Origin of the sequence: Pseudomonas sp. KCJK8993 (assembly GCF_046230915.1) — a bacterium.
GTDB classification, from domain to species: domain Bacteria; phylum Pseudomonadota; class Gammaproteobacteria; order Pseudomonadales; family Pseudomonadaceae; genus Aquipseudomonas; species Aquipseudomonas piscis.
Genome location: NZ_JBJJLO010000121.1, coordinates 1 through 19,449, shown reverse-complemented (window position 1 = coordinate 19,449; position 19,449 = coordinate 1). Strand labels below are relative to the sequence as shown.

The window sequence follows — 19,449 nt, the reverse complement described above, 5'->3', positions numbered from 1 at the left end:
AACGACTCCAGGCCACGCCCGGCGCCCTGGAAAGCCTGCATCACCTGGAACGACAAGGCATACCCTGTGCCTGGCTGGAACAGCTACCTGCCACCAGCACTCGCCAATTGGCCGCCATCCTGCCGGAATGGATCGAGCCGGCTCCTGCAACCACCACACCCTGGCCCGCTCCCGACGCTTGCTGGCAGGCCTTGATGGCACTCAAGGTCAAGGGCCTGGACGGTTGCGTGCTGGTGAGCGGAGAACCGACTTTGCTGCAATCGGGGCTCAATGCCGGCCTGTGGACCATCGGCCTGGCGTCCTGCGGCTCGCTGTGCGGCATGTCTCCCAGCGAGTGGCAGGCCCTGAGCCAGCAGGAGCGCGAGCTCAAGCGCGGCAAGGCGACGGTGCAACTGTTCGGCCTGGGGGTACACTCGGTGATCGACCACCTGGGTGAACTGACCACCTGCCTGGAAGACATCGGGCTGCGAAGGCTCAAGGGGGAAAAACCCTGAAATACGCCTGTTGATCAAGATCATGCACGGCGCTTGCGGGTGGATTAATCTAAATCCTGTGGGCATGGACCTTTGCCTTTGGCACGCGGTCCATCCCTCTGCCTATCAATGAAGGGAGAACGCCATGCCTGCCCGCGAACTGCAACAACAACTCGATACCCTGCGCGAGCAATTGGAACAGAACCCGCCGCTGTCGCCGGCCGAACGCGAGAACCTGCAAGCACTGATGCAGCAGATCGAGCTGCAGCTCCAGCTGGAGAACAGCACCCACGACACCAGCCTCGCCGATGGTGTCAACCTGGCGGTCGAGCGCTTCGAACTGGAGCACCCGGCCATCGCCGGAACCCTGCGCAATATCGTCCAGACCCTGGGCAACATCGGCATCTGATCGACCTTCGACGCCCCTCCAAATGCAAAGCCCCGCCATGAGAGCGGGGCTTTGGCTTATTGGCGCACCAACCGGTGATTGGCGAAGTCCGCCGTTTCGGTACTGCGGTAAGGGTTGATGTCCAACCCGCCGCGGCGCACGTAGCGCGCGTAGACAGTGAGCTTCTCCGGCTGGAGCAGGCGCTGCAGGTCGAGGAAGATCCGCTCCACGCACTGCTCATGGAAGTCCGAGTGCTGGCGGAAGCTCACCAGGTAAGCCAGCAGGCTGGCGTGATCCAGGGCCGCACCACGGTATTGCACCACCACGCTGCCCCAGTCCGGCTGGCTGGTCACCGGGCAGTTGGACTTGAGCAGATGGCTGTGCAAACTCTCCTCCACCACCCGCGAGCTGTCGCAGCGCAGCAGCTCGGGACGCGGGTGCTCGTAGCTGTCGACGCTGATATCCAGATCGTCGATGCACACGCCCGGCAGCGCCACCAGGCCTTGCGCCTCGACTTCCCCAAGGCTGCGGACATGCACCGTCACCGGCTTGCCCGCAGCGGCCGAAAGGTCCTTGCGCAAGGTCGCCTCGAGCGTGGCCCGATCGGCGAACGGCGTCTGGTTCAGCGAGTTGAGGTAGAGCTTGAAGGACTTGGACTCGATGATGTTCGGTGAATCGGCGGGAATGCTGAACTCGCCGATGGCCACCACCGGCTTGCCCGAAGGCAGCAACCAGGACAGCTCGAAGCAGTTCCAGAAATCCACGCCCTGGTAGGGCAGGGTCTCGGCGCTCAAGCCCAGCTCGGCCCATTTCGCCGCCCGGGGAATGGGGAACAGCAACGATGGCGTGTAGGTGGAGATGTATTCACTGGACTTGCCCAGCGGCGAATGTTCGGCTGCGGGATGCATGGCGGAAACCTGACTGAAGAATCAGCGGATTCTAACAGCCTTTGCTCCCGCCTTTGAGCCCCGACCGCTATGGACTGACCGTCAGCTTGCCGACCATCCCGGCCTGGTAGTGCCCGGGAACATTGCAGGCGAACTCCAGGCTGCCGCCTTTGCTGAAGGTCCAGGTCAGTTCGGCCTGCTTGCCCGGTTCCACCAGCACGCTATTGGGATCGTCGTGCTGCATGCCCTGGGCCATGCCGGGCATGGAGCCATGTCCCATCGAGGCATGGTCCATCGAGCCGTGCTCCATGGCCTTCATGCCGGTGGGGGTCAGCATGCCGCTCTGCTGCATCTGCAGCATTTCCTGCTGGTGCCGGGCATGCATCGCCGCGTCCCCCAGGTTGAACTCATGCAATAGCTGGCCCTTGTTGATCAGCACGAAACGCACAGTCTCGCCGGCCTTGACCTCCAGCGCCTTGGGGCTGAAGGTCATGTCCCCCATCACCACCTCGACACTGCGCGTGGCCTTGGCCGCCGCGGCCGGCTGGCCGAAATCATAGGACGTGGCCGGCGACGCCCAGAGCGGCGCCCCCACCAGCATCAGGCAGGCACCGAGCACGGAACGGCTTTGCAACAACAACTTTTGCAGATTCATCATCAAACCCCGACAAGAACACAATTGAGCCTGTGCCACACTCTAGGGCCGGACCGCTGCCAGCCAGCTGACAAGTAGATTACAACTTTGTCAGCTTCACCTGCGCAGCGCCCCTGCAAGGTATAAAGCCCCGGTTCCATATGCCAAGAGTCCCGCCATGAAGTTATTGATCGTCGAAGACCAACCCAAGACCGGCCACTACCTGCGCCAGGGCCTGAGCGAGGCCGGCTTCAATACCGAGCTGGTGGCCGACGGCAATACCGGCCAGCACCTGGCGCTGACCGGCGACTACGCACTGTTGATTCTCGATGTGATGCTTCCCGGCCGTAGCGGCTGGCAGATCCTGCAAGCGGTGCGGGCAGCCGGGCTGGAGATGCCGGTGCTGTTCCTCACCGCCCGCGACGCGGTGGAAGACCGGGTACATGGCCTGGAACTGGGCGCCGACGACTACCTGGTCAAGCCCTTCGCCTTCTCCGAGTTGCTGGCCCGGGTTCGCAGCCTGCTGCGCCGGGGCGGCAGCGCGGCCCAGGAAACCAGCCTGCAGCTGGCCGACTTGCGCCTGGACCTGATCCGGCGCCGGGTGGAGCGTGGCAACCAGCGCATCGACCTGACCGCCAAGGAGTTCGCCCTGCTGGAGATGCTCCTGCGGCGCCAGGGCGAGGTCTTGCCCAAGTCGTTGATCGCCTCCCAGGTCTGGGACATGAACTTCGACAGCGACACCAACGTCATCGAAGTGGCGATCCGCCGCCTGCGCCTGAAGATCGATGACGACTACTCCAACAAGCTGATCCATACCGTGCGCGGCATGGGTTATGTGCTCGAAGAGCGCCAGGCCTGATGCGCCGCCTGTCCTTGAGCGGGCGCCTGGCGCTGCTGTTCGCCGCCTGCACCGCCGTGGTCTCGCTGCTGGCCGGCATACTCTTCAACCGGGCCAGCCAGGCGCACTTCGTCGAACTGGACCAGCAACTGCTGGAAGGCAAGCTGATCGCCCTGCGCAGCGCCTTGCAGGACGTCACCACGGCGGCGGACTTTCCCCGCCACCAGCCACGACTGCAGGATGAACTGCAGCACCAGCCGGACCTGGCGCTGCGTGTGGGCGCCGCCGATGGCCAGGCCTGGTTCGATACCTTGCCAACCCTGGCCGCCCCGCTGCCCACCAGCCCCGGATTGCACAGCCTGGACCTGGCCGGAACCGCCTATCGGGTCTACAACGCAGCGCTGGTGCCCGGCCAGCCGGACTCGCCACGGCTGACCTTGCTGCTGGACATCACCCATCACCAGCACTTCTTGCAACGCATGCAGCACTTGATCTGGCTCACCGTAGGCTTGTCGGCACTGGCCACAGCCCTGCTCGGCGCCTGGGCGGCCCGGAGCGGCCTGCGCCCGTTGCGCAGCATGGGCAGCGTGGCGGCCGGCATCTGCGCCAACTCCCTGAACCAACGCCTGTCGGCGGAGCAGATGCCCGCCGAATTGGCGGAACTGGCCGGCAGCTTCAACGCCATGCTCGGCCGCCTCGACGAGTCGTTCCAGCGGCTCTCGGCCTTCTCCGCCGATATCGCCCATGAACTGCGCACGCCGCTGTCCAACCTGTTGACCCATACCCAGGTCACCCTGACCCGCCCCAGGCCCATCGAGGACTACCGCGAGGCCCTGCACAGCAATCTCGAAGAGCTGCAATGGATGGCGCAGTTGGTCAACGACATGCTGTACCTGGCCAAGGCCGACCATGGCCTGCTGGCCCCCCGACGGGAAATGCTCGACCTGGCCCAGGAGACCGACATGCTGCTGGAGTTCTACGGCCCCCTGGCCGAGGACGCGCAAGTCCACCTCAGCCGCGAGGGCAGCGCCCGGATTTCCGGGGACCGCAGTATGCTGCGCCGGGCCCTGTCCAACCTGCTGGACAACGCACTGCGCTTCACTCCCGCTGCCGGCACGGTGCAGGTGCGGATCAGCGATCGGCCGCAAAACCTGTCACTGAGTATCGAGAACAGCGGCGAAGGTATCGCCAAGGACGTGCTGCCACGCCTGTTCGACCGGTTCTACCGGGCCGATCCGGCGCGCCGTGAAGGCAGCAGCGAACATGCGGGGCTGGGGCTGGCCATCACCCAGTCGATAGTCCGCGCCCATGGCGGGCAGATCCATTGCGAATCCGGCCCGGGCTGGACTCGCTTCGTGATCGAGTTGCCCAAGCAAGCCTGAGCCCCCGCGCCATCGCGCAGCGCAGGGGGCCGGGGATCAGGAGTAGCGCAGCGCCTGGGCCGGCTCGACCTTGGAGGCGCGCCAGGCAGGATAGACGGTCGCCAGGAAGCTCAGGATGAACCCGGCGCTGCAGATCAGCGCCACATCGCCGCCCTGCAGTTCCGAAGGCAGGTTGCTGACGAAGTACACGTCGGAGCTGAAGATCTGCTGGCCGCTGAGGCGTTCGAGCCAGCCCACCAGCTCGCTCACGTTGAGCGCCGCCAGGACGCCCAGCACGCCGCCGATCAGGGTGCCGACGATGCCGATCACCGTCCCCTGGACCATGAAGATCGCCATGATCTGCCGCGGAGTGGCGCCGATGGTGCGCAAGATCGCGATATCCGCGCCCTTGTCGTTCACCACCATGATCAGGGTGGCGATGATGTTGAAGGCCGCCACCGCGACGATCATCAGCAGGAGCAGACCGATCATGGTCTTTTCCATCTTCATCGCGCTGAACAGGCTGCCCTGGGTATGGGTCCAGTCATCGGCCCTGAAGTCCGCTCCCAGGCCCTTGGCGATGCTCGCCGAAACCTGCGGCGCGGCATACAGGTCCTTCACCGCCAGGCGCACGCTCTGCACCTGGTTGGGCTGCCAGTGCTGCATTTCAGCGGCATCGGCCACGTGGATCAGGCCCATGGAGCCATCCAGCTCGGCACCGACCTTGAATACCCCCACCACATTCAGGCGCTGCATGCGCGGGGTGATACCACCGGGCGCCGTGCTGACTTCCGGCACGATCAGGGTCAGCTTGTCGCCGACATTCAGGCGAAACCGCCGGGCCGTGATCTCGCCGATCACCACCCCGAACTCGCCGGGCTTCAGGTCTTGCAGGCTGCCCTGGACGATGTGCTGGGCGACGATGGAGACCTTGCCTTCCTGGGCCGGGTCGATGCCGCTGATCTGGATCGGCTGCATCGCCCCCTTGTAGGACAACATGCCCTCCATTTCGGTGAACGGCACCGCCGCGGTGACTTGCGGATTGCTCAAGGCTGCGGCGGCCACCGGCTGCCAGTCGTCGATGGGCTTGATCCCGACGATGGTGGCATGGGGCACCATGCCGAGGATCCGCGAGCTCATTTCCCGCTGGAAGCCGTTCATCACCGAGAGCACCACGATCATCGCCAGCACACCCAGGGCAAGGCCGATCATCGAGGTCATGGAGATGAAGGAAACGAAGCGGTTACGCCGCTTGGCGCGGGTGTAGCGCGTGCCGATAAAGATCGATAAGGGTCGGAACATGGGCAAGGCACCCTGAAAAGATTAATGACCCGGCGCCGGCCGACGAGCCGCCGGCGCCGCGTGCGGTCGCCTCAGATCGCGACCAGGTGACCTTCTTGCAGGTGCAATACGCGATCCATCTGCCGGGCCAGGCTCATGTCGTGGGTCACCACCAGGAAGGCGGTGCGCATCGAAGTGCTGAGCTCCAGCATCAGGTCCTGGATGCCCTGGGCGGTATGGGAATCAAGGTTGCCGGTGGGCTCATCGAGCATCACCAGCCCCGGCTTGTTCACCAGGGCGCGGGCAATGGCCACGCGCTGGCGCTCACCGCCGGACAACTCGGCGGGCTTGTGCTCCAGGCGATGGGCCAGGCCGACCCGCTCCAGCAGCGCCGTGGCCCGCTGGCGGGCTTCCGGGATCGGTGTACGACCGATCAGCAGCGGCATGCAGACGTTCTCCAGGGCGGTGAATTCCGGCAACAGGTGGTGGAACTGGTAGACGAAGCCCAGGGCGCGGTTGCGCAGCTGGCCGCGGGCCTTCTCGCCGAGGGCCGAGAGCTCCTCGCCGGCCAGCCAGACGCTGCCCTTGGAAGGGGTATCCAGGCCGCCCAGCAGGTTGAGCAAGGTACTTTTACCGGAACCGGAGCTGCCGACGATGGCTACCCGCTCTCCCGGATGCAGTTCCAGTTGCAGGCCGGACAGGACCACCACCGACTCCGGGCCTTCCTCATAGGACTTGCCCAGGTCGCGGCAGCTCAGGATTGCTTTTTCACTCATGCCCAACTCACTCATAACGTAGCGCCTCCGCAGGCTGGGTGCGCGCCGCACGCCAGGCAGGATACAGGGTGGCGAGGAAACTCAGGACCAATGCCGCACCGCAGACCATCAACACGTCCTCGGCCATCAGTTGGGACGGCAGGTAGTCGATGAAGTACACGTCGGCATTGAGGAACTTGTGTCCGATCAGGCGCTCGAGGCCAGCGATCGCAGCGCTGACATTCAACGCCGCGAGCATGCCCAGCACGGCGCCGATCAGGGTGCCGACCACGCCGATCACCGTACCCTGGACCATGAAGATCGCCATGATGGTCGCCGGCGTGGCACCCAGGGTACGCAGGATGGCGATGTCGCCCTTCTTGTCGTTCACCACCATCACCAGGGTGGAGATGATGTTGAAAGCCGCGACCGCGACGATCAGCAACAGCAACAGGCCGATCATGGCTTTTTCCATGCGGATGGCCTGGTACAGGTTGCCGTGGGTGCGGGTCCAGTCACGGGCGTAGAAATGGTTCTCGCCCAGCTCCTGGGCGATCTGCCAGGCCGTGCGCGGCGCCTGGAACAGGTCGTCGAACTTCAACCGCAAGCCCTGGACCTGGTCCGATTTCCAGCGGTGCAGGCGGCCCAGGTCCTGGAGGTTGGTCAGGCCCAGGTAGCCATCGATCTCGCCGGCGCCAACGTGGAAGATACCCACCACGGTGAAGCGCTTCATGCGCGGGAACATGCCCGCCGGGGTCACCGAGACCTCGGGGGCGACGAAGGTCAGCTTGTCGCCCAGGCCGACGCCCAGCTTGTTGGCGGCCTTGTCACCGATGACGATGCCGAAACTGCCGGGCGCCAGGGCATCGAGCTGCCCCTGTTGCATGAAGTGGTCGATGATCGAAACCTGGCGCTCCTGGGCCGGGTCGATGGCATTGAGCAACACCTTCTGCACCTGGCCGTTGTTGGTCAACAGGCCCTGCATCTGGGTGAAGGGAGCCACCGCCAGCACCTGGGGATTGGCCTTGACCTTGGCGGCCAGGCCCTGCCAGTCACTGATGGGCTCGCCGGATTCGATGGTGGCATGGGGCACCATGCCCAGCACGCGGGTGCGCATCTCATGGTCGAAGCCATTCATCACCGACAACACCACGATCATCACGATCACGCCGAGGGCGAGGCCGATCATCGAAGTCAGGGAAATGAATGACACGAAATGGTTGCGACGCTTTGCACGGGTATAGCGCGTGCCGATGAAAGCAAACAGAGGTCTGAACATGTCGGGGCTTGTTCGGAGGAAAAGAAGACGTCCTTGTGGCGAGGCCTGGTAAGCAGCTTTACACTCAGACCACCGCCTCTACCATGGGTTCGCCATGTCGACATTAGATGAAGAAGATCGCCGCGAATACTACCGTATCGAGGACACGATCGCACTGGAAATTAGCCCCTTGTCCGCCCACGATGCGGCGAGCAAGGAAGTGTTGCAGGATGAATCCGTGCTGTTCAATCTGCTCAGCGAATTGCACCTGAGCGAATTCGAATCCCAGCACCTGCTACGCCAGGTCAGCGAGCGCGATCGCACCCTGGCCAGCTATCTCAAGGCTATGAACAAGCGCATCGACCTGCTCGGCCAGGTGGTGGCCCAGACCGTACAGGGCAAGTTCGGCGAACCGCAGCGGGTGATCCTCTCCGAAGGCGGCATCGAGTTCAGCCATCACCAGTGCTATCCCTCCGGCAGCCAGCTGGCGGTGAAGCTGCTATTGATGCCCCAGGCCCTGGGCCTGCTGCTGCGGGCCAAGGTCACCCACTGCGAACCCCAGGGTTTCGGCACTTTCGAGATCGGCACCGAGTTCGAAGCCTTGACCGACTCCCAGCGCCAGCTGCTGGCCCGCTACATCCTGCAGAAACAGGCCCAGCAACGCCGCCAGGCCCGGGAACAGAACGACCCAGCCGCCGGCTGAACCCTGCGCCGGCCCTCCCTGAAGAACAACCACCCCCTTGAAGGAGCAATTGTGACCCTGATCTATGGCCATCGCGGCGCCAAGGGCGAAGCGCCGGAAAACACCCTGACCAGCTTCCAGGAATGCCTCAAGCACGGCGTGCGCCGCTGCGAACTCGACCTGCACCTGTCCATGGACGGGGAACTGATGGTGATCCACGACCCGACCCTCAAGCGCACCACCGATCGACGCGGCAAGGTGGTAGAGCACAGCGCCGCCGAACTGGTGACCTACGACGCCCGCAAGGGCGGGCCGGGCTGGGTCAGCCCCTGCCCCATTCCACGCCTGGAAGAATTGTTCGAGAAATGCGACTTCGAGCACTGGCAGTTGGAGGTCAAGAGCGCCTCACGCACCCGCGCCGCCACCACCGTGCTGGCGATTCGCGAAATGGCCCAGCGCTTCGGCCTGCTGGACAAGGTCACCGTGACCTCAAGCTCTCGCGAAGTCCTCAAGGCGGCGCTTGAACTGACCCCGGACCTGTCCCGTGGACTGGTAGCCGAATACGCCTGGCTCGACCCGTTGAAGGTCGCCCAGAGCTATGGCTGCGAGATTCTTGCGCTGAACTGGACCCTGTGCACCCCGGAACGCCTGCAACGGGCGCAGCGCCAGGGCCTGCATGTGTCAGTGTGGACCGTCAACGAGCCAGCGCTGATGCGCAGGCTCGCCGACTTCGGCGTAGACAGCCTGATTACAGACTTTCCCGGTTTGGCCAGCGCCACCCTCGAGAATTACTGAAATCGGTCTCCCCGGCCGGCTCAGGCCACCGGCCGGAGCCGCTCAAAAAAGCCGGTTGAGGCCGTCGTACGCAGCGACCCGATAGGCTTCGGCCATGGTCGGGTAGTTGAAGGTGGTGTTGACGAAGTACTTCAGGGTATTGAGCTCGCCCGGCTGGTTCATGATCGCCTGGCCGATGTGCACGATCTCCGATGCCTGGTAGCCGAAGCAGTGCACGCCCAGCACTTCCAGGGTCTCGCGGTGGAACAGGATCTTCAGCATGCCTTGCGGCTCACCGGCGATCTGCGCCCGGGCCATGCCCTTGAAGAACGCCTTGCCCACTTCGTAGGGCACCTTGGCCTGGGTCAGTTCCTGCTCGTTCTTGCCGATCGAGCTGATCTCGGGAATGGTGTAGATCCCGGTCGGCACGTCATTGACGAAACGCCAGCTGCCGTTGTCGACGATGCTGCCGGCAGCGGAGCGACCCTGGTCGTGGGCGGCGCTGGCCAGGCTCGGCCAGCCGATCACGTCGCCGGCGCCGTAGATGTTCGGGACGCTGGTACGGTAGTTCTCGTCCACCTCGATCTGGCCACGGCCATTGACCTTGATCCCGATGTTCTCCATGCCCAGCTTGTCGGTGTTGCCGGTACGGCCGTTGCACCAGAGCAAGGCGTCGGCCTTGATCTTCTTGCCGGACTTGAGGTGCAGGATCACACCGTTATCCACGCCCTCGACCCGCTCGTATTCTTCGTTATGGCGCACGGTGATGTTGTTGTTGCTGAAGTGGTAGCTCAGGGCCTGGGAGATCTCCGAGTCCAGGAAGCTGAGCAACTGGCCGCGGTTGTCCACCAGTTCCACCAGTACACCCAGGCCGCTGAAGATCGAGGCGTATTCGCAACCGATCACTCCGGCACCGTAGACGATGAGCTTGCGCGGGGTATGGCCGAGACTGAGGATGGTGTCGCTATCGTAGATACGCGGGTGGTTGAAATCGATGTCCGCCGGGCGATAAGGGCGCGAGCCGGTGGCGATGATGATGTGCTTGGCCACCAGTTTTTCCACTACGCCATTGGCGCAAACCACTTCGACCGTCTGCTCGTCGGCGAAGCTGCCGGTGCCGATGAATACGTCGACCCGATTGCGCGCGTAGTAGCCGGTACGCGAGGCCACCTGCTTGGAAATGACCTTCTCCGCGCTCTTGAGCACGTCCGGGAAGGAAAACCAGCGCGGCTCACCGATGGCCCGGAACATCGGGTTGGTGTTGAATTGCATGATCTGCCGGACCGAGTGACGCAAGGCCTTGGACGGGATGGTACCCAGGTGCGTGCAGTTACCGCCGACCTGGCGACGGCTGTCGACCATCGCCACCTTGCGTCCTGCTTTCGCGGCGTTCATCGCCGCACCTTCTCCTGCGGGGCCTGAACCCAGCACCACTACGTCGTAGTTGTAGACAGCCATGCGTACTCCTCAGAACAGGCCGCGATGCCCGCTTGGCATCGACGGCTAAATCATGCCGCGGCCAGCGGCATGAAGGATCAATTTGGCTCGGTTACGAACCCGGGCACAGTCTATAGAAGCGTCAACGCCGCGCACATTAACCCTTGGTCGCGTCGTAAGCTACTTTTGCCTGCACTACCGCGTCCACAACCCATGCAAGGTCAGTTGGCCTGCCCGGCGAACAATTGCTCGAACGCCGGATTGCCACGCGTGACGAAACCTGTATCGGCACGCAGCACAAAAAATGCGGCGATATCATTTTTTTTTGCATAGTCCCAACCAGCCTCGGGACCGAGGATCAGCAACAGCGTCGACAAGCCATCGGCCATCAGCGCCGAGCGGTGGACCACGGTCACCGCTGCCAGCTTGTGGGTAATGGGCCGGCCGAGCCGGGCATCGAAGGTGTGGGAATAACGCTGGCCGTCCTGCTCGAAGTAATGACGGTAGTCGCCGGAGGTGGAAACGCCATAACCGTCCACGGCGATCACTCGCTCGGCCACTTGCCGATCGTCCCGGGGCTCCTCCAGGGCGACGCGCCAGGGTGCGCCTCCAGGCTTGCGCCCGGCCGCCTTGAGCTCGCCAGTGGCCTCGGCGAGGTAGCTGCCGATGCCCAGTTCCGCGAGCCGCGCCGCGATGCGATCCACCGCGTAGCCAGCGGCGATACTGTTGAAATCCACCTCCACTGCCGCGTCCTTGCACAACTGCGATCCCTCGATGCGCAGCAGCCCATGCCCCACGCGTCGCCGCACCTCGGCCAGCGCCGTCGCATCCGGCACCTTCTCGACCCGCCCTTGCGGACCAAAGCCCCAGAGATCCAGCAGCGGCTCCACCGTCAGGTCGAAGGCCCCATCGCTGCCACGAGACAGCTGCTCGCCAACCCGCACCAGCTGCAACACCGGCTCGGGCATGGGTTGGCAAGCATGGGCTGGCAACCGATTGAATCGCTCGATATCCGAATCACTGCGGTAAGTGGACATCTGGCGATCCACTTCAGCCAGGATCGCCTCGACCTCAGCCTTGACCGCAGTTGCCTGCGGCCCTCCTGAAGGCCGGACATATTGCACCGACCAGGTGCTGCCCATGGTCGGCCCGGAAATGCTTTCCAAACGCTCCCCGGCACCACATCCGGCCAATAACGCCATCACACCCCACAGCACCTGCCACTGCCTGCTACCTGCCAAGGTCATTCCTCCAGAACGGCCACCCGCAGGGCCTGCCCATCAAGCAAAAAGCCATTATGCGACAGACGGAACGGCATTCACCTACCCACTTCCCCTGAAAGACAAAGGCAAAGCCACAAGCTAGAGCCATCGCGCCATGACCAAGAGTTTTAGTTGCCTGATCCCTTCCACACACATATTGTTACAAAACTGTTCAGTGTGCAGCCTCGCGCCCCCACCTTTGCAGTGAGGACGACCAATGACCAGGGATTGCTAACAAGACAGCCAAAGTGAGTGCAAAACATGTCCACGACCACGGGCAAAGGCAAGGCGATCTTTCGCGTTGTCAGCGGCAACTTTCTCGAGATGTTCGACTTCATGGTCTATGGCTTCTACGCCACGGCGATCGCCAAGACCTTCTTCCCCGCCGACAGCGCCTTCGCATCGTTGATGCTGTCCCTGGCGACCTTCGGCGCAGGCTTCCTGATGCGTCCCCTGGGGGCGATCTTCCTGGGCGCCTATATCGACCGCCATGGCCGCCGCCAGGGCCTGATCATCACCCTGGCGCTGATGGCCGCCGGCACCGTACTGATCGCCTGCGTCCCCGGCTACGCCACCCTCGGCGTGGCCGCGCCGCTGCTGGTCCTGCTCGGCCGCCTGCTGCAGGGCTTCTCCGCCGGCGTGGAGCTGGGTGGCGTCTCGGTCTACCTGGCCGAGATCTCCACTCCCGGCCGCAAGGGCTTCTTCGTCAGCTGGCAATCGGCAAGCCAACAGGCCGCCGTGGTATTCGCCGGCTTGCTGGGCGTCGGCCTGAACCACTGGTTGAGCCCCGAGCAGATGGGTGACTGGGGCTGGCGCGTCCCTTTCCTGGTGGGCTGCATGATCGTGCCAGCCATCTTCATGATTCGCCGCTCCCTGGAGGAAACCCCGGAATTCCAGGCGCGCAAGCATCGTCCGACCCTGCAGGAAATCGTGCGCTCGATCGGCCAGAACTTCGGCCTCGTCATCGCCGGCATGGCCCTGGTGGTGATGACCACCGTGTCCTTCTACCTGATCACCGCCTACACCCCGACCTTCGGCAAGGCTGAACTGCACCTGTCCGATTTCGACTCGCTGCTGGTGACCGTGTGCATCGGCGCGTCCAACTTCTTCTGGCTGCCGGTCATGGGTTCGCTGTCGGACAAGATCGGGCGCAAGCCACTGCTGCTGGGCGCCACCATCCTGGCGATTCTCACCGCTTATCCGGCGCTGTCCTGGCTGGTGGCCAACCCCAGCTTCAGCCACCTGTTGATCGTCGAGCTGTGGCTGTCCTTCCTCTATGGCTCCTACAACGGCGCCATGGTGGTGGCCCTGACCGAAATCATGCCCGCCGAAGTCCGTACCACCGGTTTCTCCCTGGCCTATAGCCTGGCCACCGCCACCTTCGGCGGTTTCACTCCGGCAGCCTGCACCTACCTGATCCACGTGCTGGACAACAAGGCCGCTCCCGGGATCTGGCTCAGCGGCGCCGCCGTGCTGGGGCTGATCGCCACCCTGGTGCTGTTCCACGGCAACCGCCATGCCCTGCGGACCGCGCAGACGAGCGTGACTGGCGGTGCTCGGTAGGCCTATCGGCACAAACAAAAACGCCCCGACAAGTCGGGGCGTTTTCACATCGATGGACGCTTAGCGTGGGAACGCTGGCGGGTTGACCCCGGCCATGTCTTCCATCACGCGCACTACCTGGCAGCTGTAACCGAATTCGTTGTCGTACCAGACGTACAGGACAACGCGGTTGTCGTTGCAGATGGTGGCTTCGGCATCGACCACACCGGCGTGGCGCGAACCGACGAAGTCGGTGGACACCACTTCCTGGGAATTGACGAAGTCGATCTGCTTGTGCAGCTCCGAGTGCATGGCGGTCTGGCGCAGGTACTCGTTGATCTCGTCGCGGGTGGTGGCCTTTTCCAGATTCAGGTTGAGGATGGCCATCGACACGTTCGGCGTCGGCACACGGATCGCGTTGCCGGTCAGCTTGCCCTTGAGTACAGGCAGCGCCTTGGCGGCAGCGGTGGCGGCACCGGTCTCGGTGATCACCATGTTCAATGGCGCGGCGCGGCCACGACGGCTGCCCTTGTGGAAGTTGTCGATCAGGTTCTGGTCGTTGGTGAACGAGTGAACGGTTTCGACGTGGCCATTGACGATGCCGTACTGGTCGTTCACGGCCTTGAGCACCGGCACGATGGCGTTGGTGGTGCAAGAAGCAGCGGAAACGATCTTGTCGTCAGGGGTGATTTCACCGTGGTTGATGCCGTGCACGATGTTCTTCAGCGCGCCCTTGCCAGGTGCGGTCAGGACCACGCGGGCAGCGCCCGGGCAGGCCAGGTGCTGGCCCAGGCCATCGGCATCGCGCCATACACCGGTGTTGTCGACGATCAGCGCATCGTGGATGCCGTACTGGGTGTAGTCGACTTCGCTCGGGCTCTTGGCGTAGATCACCTGGATCAGGTTGCCGTTGGCGGTGATGGTGTTGTTCGCTTCATCGATGGTGATGGTGCCGTTGAACGAACCGTGCACCGAGTCGCGACGCAGAAGGCTGGCGCGCTTGGTCAGGTCGTTCTCGGCGCCCTTGCGCACCACGATGGCTCGCAGGCGCAGGCCGTCGCCGCCACCGGTCTTCTCGATCAGGATACGCGCCAGCAGGCGACCGATACGACCGAAGCCGTACAGCACTACGTCAGTGCCCTTGCGCGCCGAGGCGTTTTGTTGGCCCACGACATCGGCCAGCTCTTCGCGAACGAATTGTTCGGCGGTGCGGCCATTGCCCTGGGTTTTGAATTTGACAGCCAACTTGCCCAGATCAACCGAGGCCGCGCCGAGCTTGAGCTCGCTCATGGCCTTCAGGAGAGGGAACGTTTCGTGGACGGACAATTCGCTGTCGTCGGACTGACGATGGCGAGCAAAGCGGTGAGCTTTGAGAATCGCGATGACAGACTGGTTGATCAGGCTGCGGCCATAGATCGAGCTCACCACATTGTTGTTGCGGTAGAGCTGACCGATAAGCGGAATCATCGCTTCTGCGAGTGCTTCACGGTCGATCCATTCACCAAGACACTGGTCGGGCTTCTGAGTCACGGGAACCTTCCACATGTAGGGGCAGAAAAAAGGGGCTACATTATGCCGCCCAGAGCCTCCTCTAGCAATGCGCGCCTGTCGTGCGGAACGTAACAAAAGCCCTTGCAAAAAAATTGACACCGCGCTGCAGCCCAGTAAACACGCGGCTTCCAGCGACGCCAATTTTTACCCGCGCCAGACCTTCTGTCCGTAACCCTCCGTAACACTGCCCGACATCGGCACTACATTTTGCCGTCAAAAGCCGATTATTTTGTCATTGCCACTACATTTTCCTTAACAGGCCCGATCGACACATCAGCCACTGACAGTGGCGACCCCGGCCCGTTACAATTACCGACTTTGTCGCAACGCCTGGAGCTTGACCGTCCGTGCCTGTCCTGCGTCTACCGCTACTCCCCGCCGCCACCGGGAAACAGCACTGGGGCAACCTGCCCGGTGCCGCCCTGAGCCTGGCCATCACCGAAGCCGCCAGCGCCGCCAAGCGCTTCACCCTCCTGCTGACCGCCGACAGCCAAAGCGCCGACCGGCTGGAACAGGAGCTGAGCTTCTTCGCCCCGGATCTGCCGGTCCTGCATTTCCCCGACTGGGAAACCTTGCCCTACGACCTGTTCTCGCCGCACCAGGACATCATTTCCCAGCGCATCGCCAGCCTCTATCGGCTGCCGGAACTGGAGCACGGCGTGCTGGTGGTGCCGATCACCACCGCCCTGCACCGCCTGGCGCCAACCCAGTTCCTGCTGGGCAGCAGCCTGGTGCTGGACGTGGGCCAGAAGCTCGACGTGGAGCTGATGCGCACCCGCCTGGAAGCCAGCGGCTATCGCTATGTCGACACGGTTTACGAGCACGGTGAATTCACCGTGCGTGGCGCGCTGATCGACCTGTTCCCCATGGGCAGCAAGCTGCCCTACCGCATCGACTTGTTCGATGACGAGATCGAGACCCTGCGCACCTTCGACCCGGAAAACCAGCGCTCCATAGACAAGGTCGACTCGGTGCGCCTGCTGCCGGCCAAGGAATTCCCCCTGCAGAAAGAAGCCGTGACCCGCTTCAAGGCCCGCTTTCGCGAACGCTTCGACGTGGACTTCCGCCGCTGCCCGATCTTCCAGGACCTGTCCAGCGGGATCACCCCCGCCGGCATCGAGTACTACCTGCCGCTGTTCTTCGAAGAAACCTCGACCTTGTTCGACTACCTGCCCCAGGACACCCAGGTGTTCTCCCTGCCGGGCATCGAGCAAGCCGCGGAAAACTTCTGGAACGACGTGCGCAACCGCTACGAAGAACGCCGGATCGACCCCTCGCGGCCCTTGCTGCCGCCGGCCGAGCTGTTCCTGCCGGTGGAAGACTGCTTCGCCCGGCTGAAGAGCTGGCCACGGGTGGTGGCCAGCCAGCACGACATCGAGACCGGCGTCGGTCGCGAGCGCTTCCCCGCGCGCGCACTGCCAGATCTTGCCATCGAGGCCAAGGCCAACCAGCCGCTGGCGGCCCTTTCCAGGTTCCTCGACGAATTCCCTGGCCGCGTGCTGTTCACCGCCGAATCCGCTGGGCGCCGGGAGGTGTTGCTGGAGCTGCTGGAGCGCCTCAAGCTGCGCCCCAGGACCGTCGACAACTGGCCGGACTTCGTCGCCAGCAAGGAGCGCCTGGCGATCACCATCGCACCCCTGGACGAAGGCCTGGCGCTGGACGAACCGGCTTTGGCGCTGGTCGCCGAAAGCCCGCTGTTCGGCCAGCGCGTGATGCAGCGCCGGCGCCGGGAGAAACGCGCCGACGCCAGCAACGACGCGGTCATCAAGAACCTCACCGAACTGCGTGAAGGCGCGCCGGTGGTGCACATCGACCATGGCGTGGGCCGCTACCTGGGCCTGGCGACCCTGGAGATCGACAACCAGGCCGCCGAATTCCTCACCCTGGAGTATGCCGAGGGCGCCAAGCTCTACGTGCCGGTGGCCAACCTGCACCTGATCGCCCGCTACACCGGCAGCGACGACTCCCTCGCGCCCCTGCACCGCCTGGGCTCCGAAGCCTGGCAGAAGGCCAAGCGCAAGGCCGCCGAGCAAGTACGCGACGTGGCCGCCGAACTGCTGGATATCTATGCCCGTCGAGCTGCCCGGGAAGGTTATGCCTTCGCCGACCCCAAGGCCGACTATGCGACCTTCAGCGCCGGCTTTCCCTTCGAGGAAACACCCGACCAGCAGAGCACCATCGAGGCCGTGCGCGAGGACATGCTCTCGCCCAAGCCGATGGACCGCCTGGTCTGCGGCGACGTGGGCTTCGGCAAGACCGAAGTGGCCATGCGCGCCGCGTTCATCGCCGTGCATGGTGGCAAGCAGGTGGCGATCCTGGTCCCCACCACCCTGCTCGCCCAGCAGCATTACAACAGCTTCCGTGATCGCTTCGCCGACTGGCCGGTGACCGTGGAGGTCATGAGCCGCTTCAAGTCGGCCAAGGAAGTCAGCGCCGCCGTGGCGGACCTGGCCGAGGGCAGGATCGACATCGTCATCGGCACCCACAAGCTGTTGCAGGACGATGTGAAGATCAAGAACCTGGGCCTGGTGATCATCGACGAGGAACACCGCTTCGGCGTGCGCCAGAAAGAGCAGCTCAAGGCCCTGCGCAGCGAAGTGGACATCCTCACGCTCACCGCCACGCCGATCCCGCGGACGCTGAACATGGCGGTCTCGGGCATGCGCGACCTGTCGATCATCGCCACGCCACCGGCCCGGCGCCTGTCGGTGCGGACCTTCGTCATGGAGCAGAACAAGAGCACGGTCAAGGAGGCCCTGCTGCGTGAACTGCTGCGGGGCGGCCAGGTGTACTACCTGCACAACGATGTGAAGAGCATCGAGAAATGCGCCGCCGACCTCGCCGAACTGGTGCCCGAAGCGCGGATCGGCATCGGCCACGGGCAGATGCGCGAGAGCGAGCTGGAACAGGTGATGAGCGACTTCTATCACAAGCGCTTCAACGTGCTGATCGCCTCGACCATCATCGAGACCGGCATCGACGTGCCCAGCGCCAACACCATCATCATCGAGCGCGCCGACAAGTTCGGCCTGGCCCAACTGCACCAATTGCGCGGCCGGGTCGGCCGTAGCCACCACCAGGCCTACGCCTACCTGCTGACCCCGCCACGCCAGCAGATCACCGCGGATGCGGAGAAACGCCTGGAAGCCATCGCCAACACCCAGGACCTGGGGGCCGGTTTCGTCCTGGCCACCAACGACCTGGAAATCCGCGGTGCCGGCGAACTGCTGGGCGATGGCCAGAGCGGCCAGATCCAGGCCGTCGGCTTCACCCTGTACATGGAGATGCTGGAGCGGGCGGTGAAGGCCATCCGCAAGGGCGAGCAGCCGAACCTCGACCAGCCCCTGGGCGGCGGCCCGGAAATCAACCTGCGCTTGCCGGCGCTGATTCCCGAGGACTACTTGCCGGACGTCCATGCCCGGCTGATCCTCTATAAGCGCATCGCCTCGGCCACCGACGAAGACGGCCTGAAGGACATGCAAGTGGAGATGATCGATCGCTTCGGCCTGCTGCCGGAGCCGACCAAGAACCTGATCCGCCTGACCCAGCTCAAGCTCCAGGCCGAGCAGCTGGGGATCAAGAAGATCGATGGCGGCCCCCAGGGCGGGCGCATCGAGTTCGCCGCGGATACGCCGGTGGACCCGCTGGCCCTGATCAAGCTGATCCAGGGCCAGCCCAAGCGCTACAAGTTCGAAGGCGCGACCCTGTTCAAGTTCATGGTGCCGATGGAACGCCCTGAAGAGCGCTTTAATACATTGGAGGCCCTGCTTGAGAGCCTCACCCCGAAAACTGCTTGAAGGACGCCCCATGCGCCTGTTCCGCTCCTTGCCCCTGCTCCTGGCCCTGGTCGTCGCGCCAACGGCCCTGGCCGACGACCTGTACCAGGTGGAAATGATCCTGGTACGCCAGAATGCCGAACCCCAGATCATCAGCCGCGCCGCTCCGGAGGACTGGGCCGCCGGCGCCCAGCGCCTGGGGCCGGACAGCCAGCGCACCCCGGCCCTGGGCGGCATCGTCGAGAAACTCGGCGCCAGCGGCAACTACAGCGTGCTGCTGCACCGCGCCTGGCAACAGACCCTGGGGGAAACCCCGGTCAAGGTCGCCATCAGCGACGGCCCCGAGCAGTTCGGCCAGTTCCCCATCGAAGGCACCCTGGGCCTGACCCTTGGGCGCTTCACCGACGTCAATGCCGACTTCTGGGTCAACCAGATCGACAGCAACGGCCTGGTCACCCGCAGCGAGCGCCTGAGGCAGCAAAGCCACACCAAGAATGGCCAGCTCAACTACCTGGATAACGGCCACCTGGCGCTGCTGATCAAGATCACT

The 19,449-nt window shown here is 63.9% G+C and carries 17 protein-coding genes; 9 read left to right on the top strand and 8 right to left on the bottom strand.

Annotation, left to right across the window (positions count from 1 at the left end):
* A partial coding sequence (locus ACK6AU_RS27035) for an HAD family phosphatase (protein WP_409302534.1) occupies positions 1-494 on the top strand: 494 nt, incomplete at its 5' end.
* A 124-nt stretch (positions 495-618) separates the two neighbouring features.
* A complete protein-coding gene (locus ACK6AU_RS27030; RefSeq protein ID WP_185699651.1) occupies positions 619-882 on the top strand; it encodes a DUF4404 family protein in 264 nt (87 codons plus the stop codon).
* A gap of 56 nt (positions 883-938) precedes the next feature.
* Here ACK6AU_RS27030 and queF read toward each other — a convergent pair whose 3' ends face one another.
* Positions 939-1,769, bottom strand: coding sequence for an NADPH-dependent 7-cyano-7-deazaguanine reductase QueF (queF, locus tag ACK6AU_RS27025; RefSeq protein WP_409302531.1), 831 nt, complete (start codon positions 1,767-1,769; stop codon positions 939-941).
* A gap of 67 nt (positions 1,770-1,836) precedes the next feature.
* Positions 1,837-2,388, bottom strand: a complete 552-nt coding sequence (locus ACK6AU_RS27020; RefSeq protein ID WP_409302538.1) for a plastocyanin/azurin family copper-binding protein — start codon at positions 2,386-2,388, stop codon at positions 1,837-1,839.
* 172 nt (positions 2,389-2,560) lie between these two features.
* Here ACK6AU_RS27020 and ACK6AU_RS27015 point away from each other — a divergent pair, with 172 nt between their 5' ends.
* Together ACK6AU_RS27015 and ACK6AU_RS27010 are read left to right on the top strand one after the other, a co-directional pair.
* Positions 2,561-3,241 carry a heavy metal response regulator transcription factor gene (locus ACK6AU_RS27015; protein WP_185699648.1) on the top strand — a complete coding sequence of 227 codons (681 nt, stop codon included), beginning with the start codon at positions 2,561-2,563 and terminating at the stop codon, positions 3,239-3,241.
* Complete coding sequence (locus ACK6AU_RS27010; protein ID WP_409302529.1) at positions 3,241-4,602, top strand: heavy metal sensor histidine kinase; 1,362 nt, start codon at positions 3,241-3,243, stop codon at positions 4,600-4,602. The genes ACK6AU_RS27015 and ACK6AU_RS27010 overlap by 1 nt, the downstream gene beginning before the upstream one ends.
* Before the next feature lie 36 nt (positions 4,603-4,638).
* Here the strand turns inward: ACK6AU_RS27010 and ACK6AU_RS27005 are convergent, their stop codons facing one another.
* The 3 genes from ACK6AU_RS27005 to ACK6AU_RS26995 all read right to left on the bottom strand — a co-directional run bounded on the left by ACK6AU_RS27005 (position 4,639) and on the right by ACK6AU_RS26995 (position 7,896).
* On the bottom strand, positions 4,639-5,883 hold the full coding sequence (locus ACK6AU_RS27005) for a lipoprotein-releasing ABC transporter permease subunit (protein WP_185699646.1): 1,245 nt from the start codon (positions 5,881-5,883) through the stop codon (positions 4,639-4,641).
* A 71-nt stretch (positions 5,884-5,954) separates the two neighbouring features.
* Positions 5,955-6,638, bottom strand: a complete 684-nt coding sequence (gene lolD / locus ACK6AU_RS27000; protein ID WP_185699645.1) for a lipoprotein-releasing ABC transporter ATP-binding protein LolD — start codon at positions 6,636-6,638, stop codon at positions 5,955-5,957.
* A 7-nt stretch (positions 6,639-6,645) separates the two neighbouring features.
* Entirely contained in the window at positions 6,646-7,896 is a 1,251-nt protein-coding gene (locus ACK6AU_RS26995) for a lipoprotein-releasing ABC transporter permease subunit (RefSeq protein ID WP_409302526.1), read from the bottom strand.
* Positions 7,897-7,990: 94 nt separating this feature from the next.
* On the opposite strand from ACK6AU_RS26995, the gene ACK6AU_RS26990 reads away from it, so the two are divergent.
* Both ACK6AU_RS26990 and ACK6AU_RS26985 read left to right on the top strand, forming a co-directional pair.
* Positions 7,991-8,578, top strand: a complete 588-nt coding sequence (locus tag ACK6AU_RS26990; RefSeq protein ID WP_185699644.1) for a PilZ domain-containing protein — start codon at positions 7,991-7,993, stop codon at positions 8,576-8,578.
* Between the two features lie 51 nt (positions 8,579-8,629).
* Positions 8,630-9,352: a glycerophosphodiester phosphodiesterase family protein gene (locus ACK6AU_RS26985; RefSeq protein WP_022643361.1), complete on the top strand. Its 723-nt coding sequence runs from the start codon at positions 8,630-8,632 to the stop codon at positions 9,350-9,352.
* A 42-nt stretch (positions 9,353-9,394) separates the two neighbouring features.
* Here the strand turns inward: ACK6AU_RS26985 and sthA are convergent, their stop codons facing one another.
* A complete protein-coding gene (gene sthA, locus ACK6AU_RS26980; RefSeq protein ID WP_103327134.1) occupies positions 9,395-10,789 on the bottom strand; it encodes a Si-specific NAD(P)(+) transhydrogenase in 1,395 nt (464 codons plus the stop codon).
* A 200-nt stretch (positions 10,790-10,989) separates the two neighbouring features.
* Positions 10,990-11,970, bottom strand: a complete 981-nt coding sequence (locus tag ACK6AU_RS26975; protein ID WP_409302536.1) for an FAD:protein FMN transferase — start codon at positions 11,968-11,970, stop codon at positions 10,990-10,992.
* Between the two features lie 321 nt (positions 11,971-12,291).
* On the opposite strand from ACK6AU_RS26975, the gene ACK6AU_RS26970 reads away from it, so the two are divergent.
* Entirely contained in the window at positions 12,292-13,593 is a 1,302-nt protein-coding gene (locus tag ACK6AU_RS26970) for an MFS transporter (RefSeq protein ID WP_185699642.1), read from the top strand.
* Between the two features lie 60 nt (positions 13,594-13,653).
* Here ACK6AU_RS26970 and ACK6AU_RS26965 read toward each other — a convergent pair whose 3' ends face one another.
* Positions 13,654-15,117: a glyceraldehyde-3-phosphate dehydrogenase gene (locus tag ACK6AU_RS26965; RefSeq protein WP_185699641.1), complete on the bottom strand. Its 1,464-nt coding sequence runs from the start codon at positions 15,115-15,117 to the stop codon at positions 13,654-13,656.
* A gap of 353 nt (positions 15,118-15,470) precedes the next feature.
* Here ACK6AU_RS26965 and mfd point away from each other — a divergent pair, with 353 nt between their 5' ends.
* Entirely contained in the window at positions 15,471-18,920 is a 3,450-nt protein-coding gene (gene mfd / locus ACK6AU_RS26960; protein WP_409302522.1) for a transcription-repair coupling factor, read from the top strand.
* 10 nt (positions 18,921-18,930) lie between these two features.
* Positions 18,931-19,449, top strand: a 519-nt coding sequence (locus ACK6AU_RS26955) for a CsiV family protein (protein ID WP_409302520.1), incomplete at its 3' end; no start/stop codon positions are given.

Coding starts and splice junctions, on each gene's coding strand:
- queF (WP_409302531.1), bottom strand. CDS start 1,769: ATGCATCCCGCAGCCGAACATTCGCCGCTGGGCAAGTCCAGTGAATAC.
- ACK6AU_RS26970 (WP_185699642.1), top strand. CDS start 12,292: ATGTCCACGACCACGGGCAAAGGCAAGGCGATCTTTCGCGTTGTCAGC.
- ACK6AU_RS26975 (WP_409302536.1), bottom strand. CDS start 11,970: ATGGCGTTATTGGCCGGATGTGGTGCCGGGGAGCGTTTGGAAAGCATT.
- ACK6AU_RS27015 (WP_185699648.1), top strand. CDS start 2,561: ATGAAGTTATTGATCGTCGAAGACCAACCCAAGACCGGCCACTACCTG.
- ACK6AU_RS26990 (WP_185699644.1), top strand. CDS start 7,991: ATGTCGACATTAGATGAAGAAGATCGCCGCGAATACTACCGTATCGAG.
- ACK6AU_RS27005 (WP_185699646.1), bottom strand. CDS start 5,883: ATGTTCCGACCCTTATCGATCTTTATCGGCACGCGCTACACCCGCGCC.
- ACK6AU_RS26965 (WP_185699641.1), bottom strand. CDS start 15,117: ATGTGGAAGGTTCCCGTGACTCAGAAGCCCGACCAGTGTCTTGGTGAA.
- sthA (WP_103327134.1), bottom strand. CDS start 10,789: ATGGCTGTCTACAACTACGACGTAGTGGTGCTGGGTTCAGGCCCCGCA.
- ACK6AU_RS27030 (WP_185699651.1), top strand. CDS start 619: ATGCCTGCCCGCGAACTGCAACAACAACTCGATACCCTGCGCGAGCAA.
- lolD (WP_185699645.1), bottom strand. CDS start 6,638: ATGAGTGAAAAAGCAATCCTGAGCTGCCGCGACCTGGGCAAGTCCTAT.
- ACK6AU_RS26995 (WP_409302526.1), bottom strand. CDS start 7,896: ATGTTCAGACCTCTGTTTGCTTTCATCGGCACGCGCTATACCCGTGCA.
- ACK6AU_RS27010 (WP_409302529.1), top strand. CDS start 3,241: ATGCGCCGCCTGTCCTTGAGCGGGCGCCTGGCGCTGCTGTTCGCCGCC.